Origin of the sequence: Clostridium gelidum (genome assembly GCF_019977655.1) — a bacterium.
In the GTDB taxonomy this organism is placed as follows: domain Bacteria; phylum Bacillota; class Clostridia; order Clostridiales; family Clostridiaceae; genus Clostridium; species Clostridium gelidum.
The window spans coordinates 481,102-500,000 of the sequence record NZ_AP024849.1; the positions used below are offsets into that span (position 1 = coordinate 481,102).

An 18,899-nucleotide genomic window follows, 5' to 3' on the forward strand; every position below is an offset into this window, starting at 1 on the left:
AGTATTATTGAAAAATAAACTATTATAGTACATTATGTTAACATTATATTGTTTTAGCTAAAATTTATTAAGAAAGTATGGGGTGTTAATAAAGTGGGACAAGCAGATAAATTTATAGTAAGTGAATATGATGCTTTTGGCCCTTGGATTTACAAAATAACTGAGAAAAATCCAATGCCATCATTATTTTTTCCCTATTATAAGGAAAATAATGATTATTTAATATTAATAAAAATACCTAGGGATATAGAAAGAAGAAAAGCTAAACCTGATATGGATTTATATGATTATGTTATTGGCATGTATGAGGACTATTGTTATATTCTCAAGCGTAATGGTAAAGAAGTTGAAGAAGTAAAGTTTTACTATTATGAAGTAGAAAGTATAGAAAATTATAGATCTCTGCTATTAGGTAAATTAACTATTCATTTACAAAACAGTACTATAATTATTCCATATAATGCAGTCTCTATAGAAATTATCTTTGAACTTGTGAAAATAATAAGAAATAGATATACACAAAATACATATAAAAGTATATCTGTAATTGATAAGAATAAAAATGGAGAAATAGACTCTTTGTACGAAAGCCTTATTAAACAAAGAGGTCTACATGGTGATGTTTTTCCTATAATGGTATTTCAACAGACTATTAATTTAAATAATACAAAATTATTTGGACTAATTAGTTCAAGGTCACTATTAAGTACAATGCATTTATTAAATGATAGAGAATTATTGGTGATAAATAGAGGGACTCCAATTCAATATGGGAAAAAGGTTATACATAGTTATAGTTTTTTATATGTGCCTATAGAAAAAATAGATGATATAAAATTTGAGAAATATAAAGAATATGGAAGTATTCAGACAATATGTATAATAACTAAGGCAAACACATTTAAATTCTATTTTGATGAAAAAAATTCAAATTTAACTGATTTCTATGTGAAACTTAGTGAGAATAAATAGGATAGTCAGAAAAGCAAGTGCAATTACTATGCACAATCTAATATATTAAGTAACAATTCTGTTGAAACTAGAGTAATAGAAGATAAAGCAATTTTAAGATTATAAATAAAATAACAGATAATTTAAATATTCATTTTAGAACTATTGATGGAATAAGGCAAGAGGATACAAGGGTTCATAAGGCGGTTAGAGAAGCAGTTGCAAATGCAATTATACACGCAGATTATAGATTACATAGAGGAATAGTTATTGAAAAGGGAAAAACTTACTTTAAGAACAACATCAATATTGCCTAAAGAAAGTATTGAAAAGTTTAAATCAGTTCTTAAAGAAAAATATTCAATGTTTCCGGAAGTCATGAGTTCGAATCTCACCAAGTGCACCATAAAACTAGTAATACCAACACTTTAGTAAAAGACTAAAGTGTTGGTATTTTTATTTTGCCCCTTATAAAAACTATATAAAAAATACAGGTATTAATTAGTCTGCATTTATATATATAAATCATCTAATTTTGAAACTTCTATTACTTTCATAATTTCTAATGCATGAGTATATATTACGAGAGTAACTGAGGTATCGCTATGGTCAAATAATTCTTGTACTGTCTTAGGTTTTTCACCAAGCAAGTTCAAAAAGTCTTCTAGCATATGTATGTCTCAAATCATGAACTTTACTAACCTTATTTAACTTAGTTTCTTCATCCTCTTTAGGGAAAACAGTAGCCCCAGTGAATTTTCTGTTGATAGGCTGTTAGCTCAAGGCTGTATGAAATGTGTAAGGATTATGTGGTAGAGATTGAGAAGGATATGAACAATGATTATAGATTAAATAAAAATAAATTCACGAAGCCATAGGCTAGACAAATTAAAATTATTAATCAAATAAGTATTTTATGATATTATTAAATAAAGTTGTTTAATTTTATAAGATATTTTTATATAGAATAAAAGTTAAATTCATTTGGGAGGCTTAAGATGGAAAGCAGATTCAACGGTATAAAGTCTAAAAATTCAAAAAAAATTGAGGCGTTAAGCCTTCACGATCAAGCATGTTTTATTTATTCAAGTATAGATGAACAATACAAAATGATAGAAGCTCAGATTAATACAGGTATTGATAATAAGGAAGTGTGCATTTGCCTAGTTGAAGAAAGCAAAGAAGAAGATATATGTAAGTTTCTTGAAACAAGAGGGCTAGATGTAACTAGTGCTAAAGAACAAGGGATTTTAATAATGTCAAATGCGAAAGACGTGTACATGCAATTTGGATACTGTGATTCTACTAATTTAGTGAAAGTTTTTAAAGATATATTATATGAAGCAAAAAGAAAAGGCTACAAAGGTTTGAGAATAATCAATGAAATGAATTGGATTTTAGGCGTGATTAATGATACTGAAAAGTTCATAGAATATGAATTTAAAATAAACGATGTTATAGAAAAACTCGACATAATAAAGATTTGTCAGTACGATATTAATAAGTTTTTGCCTGATCGTATAAAAACTATCATAAGTACCTATCCTAAAGTTGTTTATGAGGATGAGGTATTTAAAAACCCTTACTACATTTCTTCAGAAGAATATTTTAAGCCAGAGCGTGCTAAAATGGAATTGATGCGTTTACTTGATAATATTAAAAAGAGTGTGCAAGTGGAAGATGAGATATTAGATCTTACTTTTGAATATAAGAACTTCTTAGATGGCTTTACTGGAATGATTTTCTATAAGAATCTGGATAATAGGTTTATATGGGTTAATGATAATTATGTTAACAGTATCGGTATTGCGAAGGAAATACTTATAAGCAAAAGTATTTATGAACTTTTTCCTATTGGAGATATGGAGCAGTACACAAAAGATGATAATGAAGTAATAGCGACTGGCTTAGCGAAAAGAAATATTATTGAGAGGGTAATTACAGTAGAAGGTGAAAAGTGGGCTAGAACTGACAAAGTCCCTATGTTTAATAGAAATGGTGACATAATAGGTATTATAGGTTTTGCTTTTGATATAACTGAAGAAATAAAATTACAAAGAGCTTTAAAAAAGAGTGAAGAACTATATCATAGCGTTTACGAGAATTCTCCGCTTGTTTTTGGAATATGGGATAAAGACTTCAGATTTGTAGACTGGAACAAAAGAGGAGAAGAAGTCTTCGGGTGGTCAAAGGAAGAGGTTCTAGGAAAACGATTTGTAGATTTGCTAATACCAGCAGATATAAAACCTTCAATAACTGATGTGGCTCAAAATTTACTTGATTCGGGAACAAATCAAATTACATCAAATGAGAATATTACAAAAGATGGAACTATATTATTCTGCGAATGGCATAATACCATGCTTCATGATAATGAAGGAAATCTTGTTGGAACCATCTCGTTGGGTCTTGATAAAACAGAAAAGCACAGGGCTGAAAAGGCTATATTAGAAGCTAAAGAGCAGGCTGAAAAAGCTAATAATGAATTGTCAATCATTAATGCTACTTTGGAAAAAGAAATCGCTGAAAGAATGGAAATTGAAGATGAACTTAGAAAATCAAAGATAGAAGCAGATTCTGCTAACATGGCGAAAAGCCAGTTTCTTGCTAATATGAGTCATGAAATAAGAACACCTATGAATGGTATTATGGGAATGTCAGAACTACTTTTATTTGGTGATTTAACCGATGAGCAAAAGGAAATGGTTAATATCATAAAGTTATCTTCAAATGTATTATTGAAAATTATAAATGATATACTTGATTTATCAAAAATAGAAGCTGGAAAAGTTGAACTTAAACCAGAAAATATGAATATTCATAGTATGATCAGAAGGATAGACGCACTTTTTAGTCCTATAACAAAAAATAAAAACATAAGCTTTAAAATTATAATAAATGATGATGTTCCAGAAGAAATATGCGTAGATAGTATCAAGTTGACACAAGTCATTACTAATTTGATTGGAAATGCTATTAAATTTACTGGAATGGGACAAATTGAATTTTCAATTAAGAAAGTAAAAGTAGTGGAAAATAAGGTTGAATTAATGATTTCTATTAGTGATGAGGGAATTGGTATTAAGGAAGAAGATATACCGAAACTATTCAATTATTTTACACAGCTTGATGATACAAAAACAAAGTCATTTCAGGGAGCTGGTTTAGGTCTTGCTATTTCTAAAAGATTGGTAGAAATTATGGGTGGCGAAATCTGTGTTGAAAGTGAGATTGATAAAGGGAGTACATTCTATTTTACATTTTGGGCAGGTATAAAAAATCAACAACAAGAAAATTTAGCTATTCAAAATAATGAAAAAGATAAGAAAGTACTAAAAAATAGAAATATTCTTCTTGTTGAAGATGACTATGTAAGCCAATTGCTAATTAAACAAATATGCAAGATGAAGAATTGGAATATTTCTGTGGCTCAAAATGGGAAAGAAGCATTAGAAATATTAGAGAATAATGAGTTTGATTTAATATTAATGGATATACAAATGCCAGAAATGAGTGGATTTGATCTTACTAAGATTATTAGAGAGAAAGAAAAGTTGACAAGTGAACATACGCCAATTATAGCTACAACTGCATATGCTATGGAAAGAGATAAAGAACATGCATTGATTGCTGGTATGGATGATTATATAAGTAAACCTATAGATTTAACAAAATTACAAAATATTATTAACCAAGTGATTAAATAGATTCTGTTAAGTTGATGATAATGTCAAAAGTTTTAGCCTAAAGTAGAAAAAAAATTTTATATAAATTTCTACTGTAGGCTTTTATGTTATTTTGATTTTTACAAAATATGACACAGCGCTTAATAGAGGAAAAATATACATATATACTCAAAAAATCATATGTATTGACATAAATATATAAAATGATACAATTATGGTTAGAGGAGTAAGTATTCACTCCGCATGGAGGTAGTATATGGGAATATCTTTATTACATAGAAGAGAAAGTATAATAATTTCTACAATAGGGGTTTTAAATGAGGTTGGCCTTCAAAATCTTTCAACTAAACTAATTGCTAAACGTGAAGGCGTTTCTGAAGGAACATTATTTAGACATTTTAAGAATAAAACTGAAATTATGATTGGAGTAATTGATCACTTTAGTCAGTTTGATAATGCTATTATAGAAACTAGTATGAAAAGAGAGCTTAGTCCAATTGAAAATATTAGACATTTCGTATGTTCTTATGCTGAATACTATGAAAATTATCCAGCAATCACTGCACTAATCCAAGCCTATGATAGTTTAATGCGTGATCCTGAATTATCTGATAAGGTAAGATTGATTATAAATAAACGTTCAAACTTTATTATTGAAACAGTTAAAGAAGGACAAAAAAATGGAATAATAAAAGCAGATATTAGTAGTGAATTACTTGAAGATTTAATTACTGGGGGGAGCCGAGAAATCTGCCTAAAATGGAGAAAAACAGAATTTAATTTTTCCATTAAGGATAGAACACTAGAAATGCTTGATATGTTATTGAATGCTTTTTTAGAAAAGAATAAATAAAGTAGTGCACATTGTATAAAAGAGTTATTTTATTAGAGAAGATAAGCCTTAAAATATAAACGTTTCCACTATTTGAGATATGGTTATTGTGGCAGTAGTTTTTATGAAGTTAGTGTTTTGGAAAAGATGAAAAATCATAGAGAAAATATAAATAGCACTAGAAGGGAGTAAAAGAATATGTCTAATGTTATTGAACAATTGGTAATTGATCAGGAAGAGGATACTCAAAAGGGAAAATATTTAACTTTCACATTAGGAAGTGAAGCTTACGGATTAGATATTAAATATGTTACTGAAATAATAGGTGTTCAAGAGATAACAGAAGTGCCAGAATTACCAGAGTACATAAGAGGAATTATAAATCTTCGCGGAAAGATAATACCGGTTATGGATGTAAGATTAAGATTTAGAAAGCCATTTAGAGAATACAATGATAGAACATGTATAGTTGTTGTAGAAACTAAGGATATTTCAGTAGGGCTTATAGTGGATGCTGTTTCAGAGGTCATATCAATACAGGATCAAGATATAGTTAAGCCACCTGACTTAAACAAGGAACTTGGGAATAAATACATAAAAGGTATAGGTAAAGTGAAAAATGAAGTTAAACTTTTACTTGACTGTGATAAGTTGCTAAGTAGTGATGAAATTCAAAATTTAGAGAGTATAAATTAAGGGGGAAAAATAAATGAAGTGGTTTTATGATTTAAAGATAAGTACAAAACTTGTTTCCACGTTTATATTGGTTTCAATACTTGCAGGTATAGTTGGTGTTGTAGGTATAACTAATATAAAAAGCATCAACACAAAATATTCAGATTTATTTATAAACTTTGGTGTAGCACAAGGGGATGTTGGTCAATTAGGAATTACATTTAATGAGACAAGAAGCACTATAAGAGATGTCATTTTCTTAGAAGATACAAACAAGAGAAGTGAAAATATTGATAAGATAAAAGAAGCAGACAAAAAAATGAAAGAACAATTAAGTACTGTTCAAAAATCGATAACTACAGAGGAAGGCCGTGTAACTTTCAAAAATTTATCCGATGAAATTGAAAAGTATAGTACAGGTAGAGATAAGGTTATAAGTTTAGTAATTGCGGATCAATCTGATCAAGCTAAAGCATTATTTTACACCGAGCTAGCACCCATAGTAAAGGATGTTGCCGATGATATAAATAAACTATTTAGTCTTAAATCAACAACTGGTAATCAAATGTCTGATCAATATTCAAATGATACAAATAGCACGGTAATAGTAATGATAAGTGTTGTTATATTAGCAATGGTTGTTGCTGCAGTTCTTGGATTATTTGTTGCAAAGATAATTAGCAAGCCTATAAAAGAACTTATGAATGCTGCTAATAAAATAGCAAATGGTGACCTTGATGTAACTATAAATATTGATACTAGAGATGAAGTTGGAATTCTAGCATCTTCATTTAGAGAAATGTCAAACAATATAAATGAAGTTATGGGGAATATAAATACAGCATCTGAACAGGTGGCTACAGGCTCTAAACAAGTTTCAGATTCAAGTATAGAGTTATCACAAGGGGCTACAGAACAAGCAAGTTCTATTGAACAATTAACTGCTTCAATTGAAGAGATTTCAGCACAGACTAGATTAAATGCTAATAATGCAAATGAAGCCAACCAATTAGCAGAGATTGCTAAAGAAAATGCTGTTAAGGGAAATAATCAAATGAAAGAAATGCTAAAGGCAATGGAGGAGATAAATGAATCTTCTTCTAATATATCAAAAATTATAAAAGTTATAGATGAAATAGCTTTCCAAACTAATATTCTTGCTTTAAATGCCGCAGTAGAGGCTGCTAGAGCAGGACAACACGGTAAAGGGTTTGCAGTAGTTGCTGAAGAGGTAAGAAATCTAGCAGCACGTTCAGCAAATGCTGCTAAAGAAACTACTGATATGATTGAAGGCTCAATAAAGAAAGTTAAAGGTGGAACAAAGATAGCAACTGAAACAGCAGAGGCACTTAATAAGATTGTTGATGGTGTGGCTAAGGTTTCTAATATAGTAAGTGATATTGCAGTAGCATCAAATGAACAAGCAATAGGAATTTTACAAATAAATCAAGGGGTTATGCAAGTATCTGAAGTGGTTCAAACAAATTCAGCAACATCAGAGGAAAGCGCAGCAGCAAGTGAAGAATTATCAAGTCAAGCTGAATTATTAAGAGAGCAAGTGGCAAGGTTTCGGTTAAAGAAAAGTAATTATTCTTCTTACAATGGAATGGATGAATTAAGTCCAGAAGTACTAAGAATGCTTAAAAATATGAATAGTAATAAAAGAAACCAAACTGAATTTTTGAAAAATGAGTCCTATGGAGAAGCTGCAGTTACTACAAAAAAATTAAAAAGAATAGCACTAAGTGATCAAGAATTCGGTAAATATTAAAAAATAAACATTAAATGTACCTGGTAATAATAGGGGCAGTAGAAAAGCAGTCCTATCTAGACAATATACATCTACTTATCGATTCTATGATTAGAGAAGAGGTTATAAAGTGCAGAAGATAATTGGAATAGGAGAAATGGCTATATCAAACAATATAGAAGATAGCATCAAAACATTTGCTTTAGCATCATGTATAGGTGTAGTTGTATATTCCCCCATGAAAAAGGTTGGAGGAATGATTCATATAGCACTGCCTAATCCACTCAGCATTGAAGAAAAAAATAATAGGTCATGTTATTATGCATCAACAGGAATACCAACACTTATAAATCAAATGTCTAAATATTACGGATGTCTAAAAGGAGAACTGGTCATAAATCTTTATGGAGGTGCAAACTCTATCAGAAGCGATGATGTATTTAATATAGGAAGAAAAAATTTAGAGGTATCAAAAAACATTTTGAAAGAAATGAATTTAAAGTTTAATGATAGGGATACTGGAAAAAATGTTAGTAGGACTATTGAGTTAGATATGTTTTGTGGACAAGTAACCGTCTCTTACCAACAGATTAAAATATAGGTGGTGGATGTATAATATGCTACGAAATATGACTATAGATAGCAAAAATAGTTTTTTGGCTACTACACTATCAAGCATAGGTGATGGGGTAATTGCTACAGATATAAATGGAAATATTATATTCTTAAATACTGCTGCAGAAGAAATAATGGGATGGGCTACAAGTGAAGTTATTGGTAAAAAGTTTTATGATATATTTGTACTTATAGATGCTGATACGAATCAGTTGTTAGAAAGTGCTATTAATAATGTGCTTATAGCAGGTACTGCAACGGGAGTGAAAGAAAGATCTGCTTTAATCACAAAGAGTGGAACTCGTAAATACATATCAGTAAATATTTCGCCTATAGTGGGAGAAACAGGAATTTTATCAGGAACAGTAACAGTTTTTAAAGACATAACACAAATTAGAAGTATGGAACTTAAACTGATAGAGGAACAAAGTAACTATATGAAAGTATTTAACTCCGCTCCAGTTGGGGTTATAGTTATCAATGAAAATACAATGATTACTAGAGTTAATGAGGCTGCACTAGATTTTTTGAATAGTACTGAAGAACAAAGTATAGGCAAAAAGTTTGGAGATGCATTTTTTTGTCAAGAAAGTTTTTCAGATCAACAAGGATGTAGATACAGCAGAAAATGCGAAAATTGTGAGATGAAAATAGGTATGAATTTAGCATTAAAATCTGGAATAGCAACTACAAACATTGAATTCAGCAAATCTTTCATTGAAAATAGAAAGGCAAGGGAACTTTGGCTTAAAATGAGTATTACGCCAATGATTAATGAAAATAAAAGAACTGCAGTTATAGTATTAATGGATATAACAGATAGAAAAAATAAGGAAGAAGATGTTACAAGATATAAAATACTTTCAGAAAAGGTAAGAGACATTATACATTTTATCGATACTGAGGGTAATATTATTGATGTTAATCAATCAGGATTAAGTTCATATGGCTATACCTATGAAGAATTTTTAAAACTTAATATAAGGGATTTGCGTGCAGAAGGAATAATTACACAGGATTTTATTAAAAATATTGATGAAGGTGAAATATTTTATGAAACTGTTCATTATCGCAAGGATAGAAGTACGTTTCCAGTTGAAATAAGTGCTAAGGGGTCGGATGTAGGTGGCAAGAGAGTTATTATAAGCATTATAAGAGATATAACTGAAAGAAAAGTTGTAGAAAGTAGTCTTAAAGCTGCTAAGGAAGTAGCGGAAATTGCGAATAAGACAAAAAGTGAATTTTTAGCCAATATGAGTCACGAAATAAGAACACCTTTAAATGGAATAGTTGGTATGGTTGATTTAACGTTAGCCACAGAGTTAAGCGATGAACAAAAAGAAAATCTTATGATTGTGAAATCTTGTTCTAATTCTTTAGTAAAAGTAATCAATGATATTTTAGATTTTTCGAAAATGGAAGCAAAAAAGCTAGTTATTGAGAATATTAATTTTGATATTAAATCTTTAATCGAAGAAACAATAAAAGCCCATTCTCCAAGTGCCATTAAAAAAGGAATAGAACTAAATTATACATTTTCGTTAGCTATTCCTCAATATGTACTTGGTGATCCAAGCAGACTTCAGCAAATACTTAATAATCTTATAAGTAACGCGATTAAGTTTACTGAGAGAGGGGAAGTTCGGATAAAGGTTAAAGAAATAAAAAATCAAGATAATGAATTAGAAATTCAATTTTCTGTTGAAGATACAGGAATAGGAATTTCAGAGGACAATGTAGGAATGTTATTTAAAAGTTTTAGTCAGCTAGATGGTTCTATCACTAGAAGATTCGGTGGGACAGGATTGGGTCTTGCAATATCCAAACAACTATCAGAAATAATGGGTGGTAGATTATGGGTAGAAAGTGAAAGTGGGATAGGAAGTAAATTTTATTTAATTCTTAAGTTTGCTATAGGTGTTAAAATTGAAACAAAGCCAAAAGAGATAATTGAATTAAAAAAAATTGATAGACCATATAATATATTGCTAGCTGAAGATGATAAAATAAATCAAATGGTTATTACTCGTATATTAAAAGAACGCGGGTACTTAGTGGATACTGCTGTTAATGGGCTTCAGGCCGTAGATATGTGTTTGAAAAATTCCTATGATGTCATTTTAATGGACATTCAAATGCCAGTAATGGATGGTATTGAAGCAGCTAAAAAGATAAGAGAAAAAAATAAATATACGCCAATTATAGCAATAACAGCTTATGCTCTTAAGGGTGATCGAGAGAAGTTTTTAGCACATGGCATGGATGAATATGTATCAAAACCCATAAAAATTGAGGAATTATACAGTGCTATAGAGAAAAGTTTATCTTCAAATAAATATAATAATGATATATCAGATGTAGGTATATACTTAGATGAAGTTGGCAATATTGTTCTAAAGAAAATAGAAGTACCAAGTTTTGATAAGAAAGATTCGCCTTTGTTAAATGAATTATCAAAGGCAATAGACGCTATGAATAATGATTTAGAAAAAAGAGAGTTTCTTATGATTGAGTCACTGGCACATAAAATAAAAGACTTATCTAATAAGCTTGGTATTGAAGAACTAAAAATTATTGCATTTAAAATAGAATTGGCAACAAGACGTGGTAATTTTGAAATGTTAATTGAAAAAGGGCGGAAGGCCAGCTATGTTTTTGAAGTATTTAAAAAATCAGTATTATAGGAGGAAAAGGATATGAAAATATTAATTGCTGAAGATGATATGACAAGCAGAAGATTTTTATTGAAGTTTTTATCTCAATATGGAGAGTGTGATGTAGCTGTTGATGGTATGGAGGCATTAGATGCCTATTTAATATCTGTAAAGGAAACAGAACCATATGATGTAATATGTTTAGATATTATGATGCCTAAAGTTGATGGTATAAAGGTACTAAAGGCTATAAGAGATTTCGAAAAACAAAGAGGAATAATGCCTGACAAGAAAGTAAAAATTATAATGATTACGGCTCTTGCTGATACCGAACATGTTCATAAGGCATTTGAATTAGACTGTGTGGCCTATGCTTCAAAACCTATTGACACCGATAAGTTAATTGAAGTAATGAAAAATTTAGATGCTATAAAAAAAGGAACAGCAGGAGATTGAATAATGATTTCAAAGATTTCACTCCATAAGTCATCACCTCCTTAAATAGGATATATGTGTGTATGCATATTATTTCATATTTTAGGATAAATAATAATTTTGAGCGGGCATGAGTTGAAGTAATTTAAAGAGCATTTCAATAAGATGAATTTATAAAAATAATATTGTATGAAGTATCACTGAGATTTTAATGATATTATACCTTTAATAAGCAAATTTATAATTAATTATTAAACTTTTTAGGATTGACAGAATTTCAGCAAATATTGTATAATATTAAGAAGCTCACATTTGTAAATTGTATTTATAGTTTACAGTACAGTGATGGAGGGAGGGATATAATCATGTCAGAAATTAAATTGAGAGAAAATGAAACTCTAGAGCAAGCATTAAGAAGATTTAAAAAACAATGTTCAATGTCTGGAGTCCTTGCCGAGGTCAAAAAAAGAGAACACTATGAAAAACCAAGTGTAAAAAGAAAGAAAAAGTCAATTGAAGCTAGAAAAAGAAAATTCAAATAGTAAATTGTAGTTTACTAACAAGTACTAACAATTCTGATATTAGACTATTTTAGTTATAGATAAGTAGCAACTTCAACAATTTATGTCTCAGAAGTATCCATGGGGAAACGAAAATTTATAGGTACGAGCTACTTAATTTATCAGAATATAAAAAATAAAAATTTCAGCCTGAAGTAGAAAAGATTTTTGAATAATTTTCTACCTTAGGCTTTTTATATTTAAGAAATTACTTATACTTTAGAAAATCCGCATATGTGTGATGTTTATCAATGGATTTTAATTACAGAAGATGCACATAAAGTACATAAAAAATGGGATTTGAAATTGTGAGTAGATCAAATGACTGGATGGAAACTAGGAAAGCAAGAGCAAATAGACAATGATAATATAAATTACAATGATTTATATTATCATTATTTTTTTGTTATAATTTATTCTAAAAATTATAACTATTTGAATAAATTATAAGTTATAGTACATTGCAAAGAAAAAATATATTATAATATGATTATTAATTTAAAATTGCAAAACAAGTGTGAGGGTAAAGATGGAAATTTATATTTATAGAACTTATGATGAATGGTTTAATGACAAGCCCACAGAAATTCTTGAAGGAGAAGTTAATTCTATATATAATGGAGCACTAGTAATTGATACGGTTATAGATTATAAAAATTATAGACAAGTATTTTCCCTAAAAAATAACTTTGCTTTTATATATAAACTTTCGTATGGTTTTTTATCTTATGCTAAAGAGATTAATGTATATTCTAATGTTAAGTCTTGGAAAGATTCTAAGCCTGAAATCACATTCAAAGGTGAAGTATGTGAGAGTGAATGTGCGGATAGTCATTTAGTATTTATAAATGAGGATGGTTTTAAACATTGTATATCCTTAGACGAAATTTATGCTGTTACATATGAAAGGTAGGATTATATGACTCTACAGGAAATAGATTTAAGAAATGTCTATAGAAGATGGAAGTCAGATTTAGGCCCGTTTCAAGGGTTCTTTAGAAGCACACCATTTGTTTCATTACAAACATATGATGATTTTACCCTAGAGACAAAAAATATAAATGGATATGATCAAAAAGTAGTAGATATTATAATGGAAAATATTAATGAAAATAATTTTCTTATAATTGATTTACCCCTTGATGAAATTTTAAATTTAGCATTAGTCCTAAATAATGAATATTCTATAAAACCAATTTTAAACGTTAATTTATTATTTCATCCTTTTGGAATAATAGGGAATAAAGATAATATTAATAAATTGATAAATAATGGATTGGAATTAAAAAAGATAAATAGTAAGAAGTTTGTTATGTTAATTCCTTATGATAGATATAATGATAAGCTTTGGACTAATGATTTAAAGGATAAATTAAATAATCAATATGGTATAGGGGAAGATGATATTCCGGGTATCAATGTGTTAAAAGAACTAGAGTACAGTAAGGTTATTATTTTGACTAAAGATAATATAAAGGAAGACTTAAATGATTATGTAAATTTTATAAATAAGGACATGAGGGTACAAATAATAAAGGTGATGTGATAATGAAAGATTTTGGGCAAATAGTAAAGGAAAATAAAAAAAGAGCACTATCTATAGCTGTAGCTACAGCATTTTTAGTTAGTGGACCATTTGGATTGGGAGGATGTTATAATCCACAAGAAAAACAAAAGGAAGAAGAAGAAGGAACTGTTAATGGAAATGGGTTTAGCGGTGGAGGTTATTATGGAGGCTGGAATAGTTTTAGTGGAGGTTCATCTGGTGCAAAGTCTTCTAATAGCGATGCTTCTGTAAATAGTGATTCTTCAAGTGGTAGTAAAAGTGGTATAACAAGCTCATCAAGTGGAAAATCTTCAGGATACTCTGGTGCAAAGGGTGGAAGTTCTTCTAGTTAAGATGAATTAAAAAAGCTTCGAGTTTTGAAGACTAATAAAATTTATAGTTAAAGTATTATAATGGACAATTGAAAAGAAAATAGTCTTTGTTATGGGAAGTGATTTATTACATGGAGAAACAAATTAAATACACTGAGGATGTTTTATTTGATAATTATATGGTAAGTTCTTTAGGGGAAGAGTATGTCCATTCACAAATACCTTTTTATTTTGATAAAGATACCTATAATGAAATGGTGTTTTATAGTGAAGAAATAAATAGAATTTCTTTAGGAATATTACAAGAGATTACAGGAATACATAAGGATGCATTAAATTATTTTGATGATTTTTTATTTAAAGATAAAATATTCAATTTAAAATGTCCTATAGCTCCAATGTTTTGGACGAGATATGATACTTTTAGAGATGAACAGAATAATATTTATTTTGCTGAATTTAATTATGACAAGCCTTGTGGACAAAAAGAAATGCATTTAGCAGGAAAAAGTAATTTTGATGGAAATCTAAATGTAGAATTTATAGATAATGTTATTAAAGAATTGTTAAAAATTTGTGGTAGTTATTCTAACAGTGAAGAGAAAATTAATGTGGGATTCTTAATGGACCCTTGTCATTATGAAGAATTACATCATAGTTATTATTTCAAACATATTTTAAAAAATACAAATATTAATATAGTACAGGTTGGACCAAGTAATTTATCTGTTAAGGATGAATACGTTTATGGGTATTCTGATATTAAGTTACCTATAATATTAAGATTATTTCCTACAGAGTTTTTCTATGAAATTTCTAATATAAATGAAATTTTAGAGTGTGCCAATAAAGGTAATGTTTTATTAATAAATGATCCTAGAATTATTGCTATTCAAGCAAAAGGATTCTTTGCTTATTTGTGGAATTTAGTAAGAGAAGACTCTAAGCTTCTTTCTTTAAAAGATAAGATGATTATTAGTAAATGTATTCCATATACAGAAATATTAAAACCAAGTGATACAGAAGAGGTGATAACGAATAAAGATAAATATGTTATTAAATCCTCATTAGGTAGATATAGTCAAGAAGTTTATATTGGCAAGCTTTATACACAAGAAAAGTGGAATGAGCAAATGAAAATTGTATCTGAAAGTAATAAGATACATATAAGACAGAATTTAATCAATATAAAACAGGAATATACCTATGCTCCAAGTGCTTATAATATGAATATTCCAACATTAGCGTTTGGAAACTTTGGAGTTTATCTGATAAACTATAAAGCACAGGGATTTTTAGTTAGATGGAGTAAGAATTTTTTAACTAATGATAATTATACATGGATGTGCCCTCTTGGAGTTAAAGATTCTTCTATTTTTATAAAAGAGTTCAACCCTAAAAACAGAAAAGAAGTTTGGAATGATATAATAGAGGAAGCCACATTTAAATATCAATTTACAGGTGCATACACAAATATCACTGAGTATATTTCATTAGATTCAGTGATTATAAAGGAAAGTCTCTATAAAGAACTATTTTCTGCATCGCATAAATTTTGTGAGATTTTAAAAAGAATATATCCTTATATACAAAAGAATATGGAGCTTTTTGGACCTATATTAGGTATACCGGAAGATCTTTATAAATTAGTTTCTAGGACATTAACTTCTGCACTTTGTGCACTTGGAAGAATAGATTTTGCTATTGATAACAACGGAGATCTAAAAATTTTAGAATTTAATTCAGAAACTCCTGCTGGATTAGTTGAAGCTATTGGACTAAATGCTATAATTAAGGAGAAACTTAATATTAAATATGACAATCCTAATGAAAATCTTAAAAATCATATAAGGGAAACATTTTCGTCCATATTAAAAGAGCTCAAAAAAAATAAAAAAATAAAAAATGTTGCAGTTGTGACTTCGTGGTATTATGAAGATATATATACAAGCAAATTGATAGCTCAAATATTAGAGGAATTAAAAGAATATAATATTGTCTTTGGAAATATATATGATTTGAAGGTAACCAATAATGAACTTTATCTTTATGGAAAAGAAATTAATGCTATATATAGACATTATCCATTAGATTGGTTTTATTATGAGGAAGAAATGAAGAAGATAATTGAACCTTTAAATTCCGGAGACTATTTAATAAATCCTGGACATACATTAATAACTCAATCTAAGGCACTTTTTGCAGTAATTCATGAGCTTATGGGGAAGGAATTTTTTTCTGAACAAGATGAAAATTTTATTTTGAAATATATACCTTATACATGCTTAGAACCTGATAAGAAGCTTTCTTCTGATTGTGTAATCAAGCCATATCTTTCGAGAGAAGGTGCAGGCATTGAGTTGAGTTATGATGGAGTGAGCCAAGAACAAGAGGATATTGTATTTCAAAATAGAGTCAATAATAAGCCTTTATATGGAAGCGTTTATTCAACAATAAAAGAATATAGTAAATATCAATTCCCAGTAATAGGGGTATATATAACAGATGATAAACCATCGGGACTATTTACGAGAATGGGTGATTTTATAACTAATAAGAATGCTACATATATGTCTACATATATTAAGCTGGATAAGTGAGATAAGTGAGAATCGAAATCTTGTATTTATTTATTCGAACTTAGTTAACTAGTTCTGCTAGTTAACATACTTATTGCTTAGCAGAACTTTACACGGTGCAATCTATGATTGTGCTCTCAGAACTTGATCAGCGCGTGAGTGTGAGTTGGGTTTCTAGCAAATAATAAATAAAAGGAGGAAGATTTTAATGAATGGTGTTTTAAATAATGTTGGAATAAGTATTGTATTTGGTTTTATAGGGATTTTACTTTTAGTGTTTGGATACTGGTTTTTTGATAAAGTATTAACTAGACTTGATTTTAATCAAGAGCTAAAAGAAAAGAATGTTGCTATGGCTATTGTTATAGCAGGATTTATGATTGCTATTGGAATTATAATTGCTGGAGTAGTATCTTAATTAGATTTTACTTGATGCCAATAATTGTACATGTTTTTAAAGAATAATAAAATTATAAGTAAAACACCTTAGAAATAGAAGTATTTTTGAGGTGTTTTTTTGTGTAAAAAATTAAAACTATAATATTTGATTTTATTTTTTAAAAATCATGTATTATTTGTAGCAATAAATTAAATAATACTAATAGAGAATTAAAAGAAAATATGACCAAGAATAACTCGATTTTATGGGTTATAGACTTTATAAAAGAATTATAAAATTTAAATACAATCAATAGGAGTTGAATTAACAATGTAAGAGGGGGAGACTATGAAAGATAATTTACTAAAGAAAATAACATCACTAACAACAGTTTTTATTTTAAGTATGTCAATGAATATAAATAATGTTGCATATAGCTCAGAATTTAATATAGAGAGTAGTGCAAGTAGTAACGCAGTAGAATTTAAACAAGATATTAGAGTACAAGATGATTTTTATAATGCAGTAAATAAGGAATGGTTATCAAATACAAAACTTGAAAATGGATATGTTTCTTATGGAACCTTCGAAGAAGTATGCGGAAAAGTGAATGAAGATATACATAGTACAATATTAGATATACAAAAAAATAAAGATGCATATGATAAAAATAGTGATGAATTGAAAATTTTAAATTTATATAACAATTATTTGGATATGGAAAAAAGAAATAAGTTAGGAATAAAGCCTATAGAAAAATATATAAATAAAATTGACAAGATCAAAACGCTAAAGGATTTGAAAAATATATTAAGTGAAAACGAATTTTCATATTTTCAATCATTAATTAATTTAGGTGTTGGTCCTGATTATAAAAACACTGATATTAATGTCTTATATATATCACGTAGCAATCTTGGATTAGGTAATTCATTTTATTATAAAGATACTAGCAACAAAAGTGAAAACATAAAACAAGTCTATATTAAATATTTAACTAAATTACATACTTTATATGGAGAAGATGAAAGCATAGCAAGAACAAATGCAGAAGTTTTTTATGATATTGAAAATAATATTGCTCAAAAGATACCATCTTCTGAAGAAGAAGCCAAGGACGATAATAGAATACAAAAATCATATAATGAATATACCAGTGATAAACTAAAGGAATTGATACCTAATATAGATTTATGTGAATTATTATCTAAACTAAACATAAGTAATGTAAAAAAAATAATAGTAGAAAACCCTGAAGAATTAAAAGTGGTAAATTCATTTATAACTGAAGATAATATAGATAATATGAAGATTTTCTTGAAAACAAGCGTGTTATTAAATACAGATAATTATTTAACTTCTGAACATAGAAAAGCAAGCAATGAACTCCGAAAAATATTCTATGGAGTGGATTTAATGGACTTAAATGAATTCTCTGGAGTTAAGTTTGCAAATTGCCAATTAAATGAGGTTTTAAGTAAATTATATGTAAATAAATATTTTGATGAAAATTCTAAAGATGATGTAGAAAATATGGCAAAAGAAATAATAAAAAACTTTGAAAATAGATTACAAAACATTTCATGGATGAGTAAATCAACAAAAGATGAAGCACTTAATAAATTAGAAAACATTAATGTAAAAATAGGGTACCCTAACAAATGGAATGATTATAGCGATATAAAAATTAATTCGTATGAGGATGGAGGCTCTTTAATTGAAAATGTAATAAACATTTATACAGCACAAAGCAGAAAACAATTTTCCAAATTAAATAAACCAGTTAATAAAAATGAGTGGAATATGGGAGCTTGTACGGTGAATGCATATTATAATGCATTAAACAACGAAGTTGTATTTCCAGCAGGGATATTACAAGCGCCATTTTATGATAAAAATGCAAGT

The 18,899-nt window shown here is 28.5% G+C and carries 17 protein-coding genes (1 of these 17 running past the window's edge); 16 read left to right on the forward strand and 1 reads right to left on the reverse strand.

What is annotated here, in order from left to right; translation table 11 throughout:
- Positions 1-93: 93 nt before the first annotated feature.
- Together psyc5s11_RS02265 and psyc5s11_RS02270 are read left to right on the forward strand one after the other, a co-directional pair.
- Complete coding sequence (locus psyc5s11_RS02265) at positions 94-972, forward strand: hypothetical protein (protein WP_224036026.1); 879 nt, start codon at positions 94-96, stop codon at positions 970-972.
- Positions 973-1,221: 249 nt separating this feature from the next.
- Positions 1,222-1,383, forward strand: a complete 162-nt coding sequence (locus tag psyc5s11_RS02270) for a hypothetical protein (RefSeq protein WP_224036027.1) — start codon at positions 1,222-1,224, stop codon at positions 1,381-1,383.
- An 80-nt stretch (positions 1,384-1,463) separates the two neighbouring features.
- Here psyc5s11_RS02270 and psyc5s11_RS02275 read toward each other — a convergent pair whose 3' ends face one another.
- Positions 1,464-1,622, reverse strand: a complete 159-nt coding sequence (locus psyc5s11_RS02275; RefSeq protein ID WP_224036028.1) for a hypothetical protein — start codon at positions 1,620-1,622, stop codon at positions 1,464-1,466.
- A 327-nt stretch (positions 1,623-1,949) separates the two neighbouring features.
- Here psyc5s11_RS02275 and psyc5s11_RS02280 point away from each other — a divergent pair, with 327 nt between their 5' ends.
- The 14 genes from psyc5s11_RS02280 to psyc5s11_RS02345 form a co-directional block, all read left to right on the forward strand.
- Positions 1,950-4,658 carry a PAS domain S-box protein gene (locus psyc5s11_RS02280; RefSeq protein WP_224036029.1) on the forward strand — a complete coding sequence of 903 codons (2,709 nt, stop codon included), beginning with the start codon at positions 1,950-1,952 and terminating at the stop codon, positions 4,656-4,658.
- Positions 4,659-4,893: 235 nt separating this feature from the next.
- Positions 4,894-5,490 carry a TetR/AcrR family transcriptional regulator gene (locus psyc5s11_RS02285; RefSeq protein ID WP_224036030.1) on the forward strand — a complete coding sequence of 199 codons (597 nt, stop codon included), beginning with the start codon at positions 4,894-4,896 and terminating at the stop codon, positions 5,488-5,490.
- Between the two features lie 177 nt (positions 5,491-5,667).
- Positions 5,668-6,165 carry a chemotaxis protein CheW gene (locus psyc5s11_RS02290; protein ID WP_224036031.1) on the forward strand — a complete coding sequence of 166 codons (498 nt, stop codon included), beginning with the start codon at positions 5,668-5,670 and terminating at the stop codon, positions 6,163-6,165.
- A gap of 13 nt (positions 6,166-6,178) precedes the next feature.
- Positions 6,179-7,915 carry a methyl-accepting chemotaxis protein gene (locus tag psyc5s11_RS02295; RefSeq protein WP_224036032.1) on the forward strand — a complete coding sequence of 579 codons (1,737 nt, stop codon included), beginning with the start codon at positions 6,179-6,181 and terminating at the stop codon, positions 7,913-7,915.
- Positions 7,916-8,024: 109 nt separating this feature from the next.
- Positions 8,025-8,495 carry a chemotaxis protein CheD gene (locus psyc5s11_RS02300; protein ID WP_224036033.1) on the forward strand — a complete coding sequence of 157 codons (471 nt, stop codon included), beginning with the start codon at positions 8,025-8,027 and terminating at the stop codon, positions 8,493-8,495.
- Positions 8,496-8,511: 16 nt separating this feature from the next.
- On the forward strand, positions 8,512-11,193 hold the full coding sequence (locus psyc5s11_RS02305; RefSeq protein WP_224036034.1) for a PAS domain S-box protein: 2,682 nt from the start codon (positions 8,512-8,514) through the stop codon (positions 11,191-11,193).
- Between the two features lie 12 nt (positions 11,194-11,205).
- A complete protein-coding gene (locus tag psyc5s11_RS02310; RefSeq protein ID WP_224036035.1) occupies positions 11,206-11,619 on the forward strand; it encodes a response regulator in 414 nt (137 codons plus the stop codon).
- A 344-nt stretch (positions 11,620-11,963) separates the two neighbouring features.
- On the forward strand, positions 11,964-12,140 hold the full coding sequence (gene rpsU, locus psyc5s11_RS02315; protein WP_158519182.1) for a 30S ribosomal protein S21: 177 nt from the start codon (positions 11,964-11,966) through the stop codon (positions 12,138-12,140).
- Positions 12,141-12,687: 547 nt separating this feature from the next.
- On the forward strand, positions 12,688-13,071 hold the full coding sequence (locus tag psyc5s11_RS02320) for a hypothetical protein (RefSeq protein WP_224036036.1): 384 nt from the start codon (positions 12,688-12,690) through the stop codon (positions 13,069-13,071).
- A gap of 6 nt (positions 13,072-13,077) precedes the next feature.
- On the forward strand, positions 13,078-13,704 hold the full coding sequence (locus psyc5s11_RS02325; RefSeq protein ID WP_224036037.1) for a normocyte-binding protein: 627 nt from the start codon (positions 13,078-13,080) through the stop codon (positions 13,702-13,704).
- 2 nt (positions 13,705-13,706) lie between these two features.
- Complete coding sequence (locus psyc5s11_RS02330; RefSeq protein ID WP_224036038.1) at positions 13,707-14,057, forward strand: hypothetical protein; 351 nt, start codon at positions 13,707-13,709, stop codon at positions 14,055-14,057.
- 110 nt (positions 14,058-14,167) lie between these two features.
- Complete coding sequence (locus tag psyc5s11_RS02335; RefSeq protein ID WP_224036039.1) at positions 14,168-16,636, forward strand: glutathionylspermidine synthase family protein; 2,469 nt, start codon at positions 14,168-14,170, stop codon at positions 16,634-16,636.
- A 187-nt stretch (positions 16,637-16,823) separates the two neighbouring features.
- Positions 16,824-17,033: a DUF350 domain-containing protein gene (locus psyc5s11_RS02340; protein WP_224036040.1), complete on the forward strand. Its 210-nt coding sequence runs from the start codon at positions 16,824-16,826 to the stop codon at positions 17,031-17,033.
- 309 nt (positions 17,034-17,342) lie between these two features.
- On the forward strand, positions 17,343-18,899 hold the 5' portion of the coding sequence (locus tag psyc5s11_RS02345; RefSeq protein WP_224036041.1) for a M13 family metallopeptidase. The gene runs 504 nt beyond the window's last position; the window shows 1,557 of its 2,061 coding nt (coding positions 1-1,557); the start codon lies at positions 17,343-17,345; its stop codon lies off the right edge, out of view.

Coding starts and splice junctions, on each gene's coding strand:
- psyc5s11_RS02275 (WP_224036028.1), bottom strand. CDS start 1,622: ATGCTAGAAGACTTTTTGAACTTGCTTGGTGAAAAACCTAAGACAGTA.
- psyc5s11_RS02280 (WP_224036029.1), top strand. CDS start 1,950: ATGGAAAGCAGATTCAACGGTATAAAGTCTAAAAATTCAAAAAAAATT.
- psyc5s11_RS02285 (WP_224036030.1), top strand. CDS start 4,894: ATGGGAATATCTTTATTACATAGAAGAGAAAGTATAATAATTTCTACA.
- psyc5s11_RS02290 (WP_224036031.1), top strand. CDS start 5,668: ATGTCTAATGTTATTGAACAATTGGTAATTGATCAGGAAGAGGATACT.
- psyc5s11_RS02295 (WP_224036032.1), top strand. CDS start 6,179: ATGAAGTGGTTTTATGATTTAAAGATAAGTACAAAACTTGTTTCCACG.
- psyc5s11_RS02305 (WP_224036034.1), top strand. CDS start 8,512: ATGCTACGAAATATGACTATAGATAGCAAAAATAGTTTTTTGGCTACT.
- psyc5s11_RS02310 (WP_224036035.1), top strand. CDS start 11,206: ATGAAAATATTAATTGCTGAAGATGATATGACAAGCAGAAGATTTTTA.
- rpsU (WP_158519182.1), top strand. CDS start 11,964: ATGTCAGAAATTAAATTGAGAGAAAATGAAACTCTAGAGCAAGCATTA.
- psyc5s11_RS02320 (WP_224036036.1), top strand. CDS start 12,688: ATGGAAATTTATATTTATAGAACTTATGATGAATGGTTTAATGACAAG.
- psyc5s11_RS02325 (WP_224036037.1), top strand. CDS start 13,078: ATGACTCTACAGGAAATAGATTTAAGAAATGTCTATAGAAGATGGAAG.
- psyc5s11_RS02330 (WP_224036038.1), top strand. CDS start 13,707: ATGAAAGATTTTGGGCAAATAGTAAAGGAAAATAAAAAAAGAGCACTA.
- psyc5s11_RS02335 (WP_224036039.1), top strand. CDS start 14,168: ATGGAGAAACAAATTAAATACACTGAGGATGTTTTATTTGATAATTAT.
- psyc5s11_RS02340 (WP_224036040.1), top strand. CDS start 16,824: ATGAATGGTGTTTTAAATAATGTTGGAATAAGTATTGTATTTGGTTTT.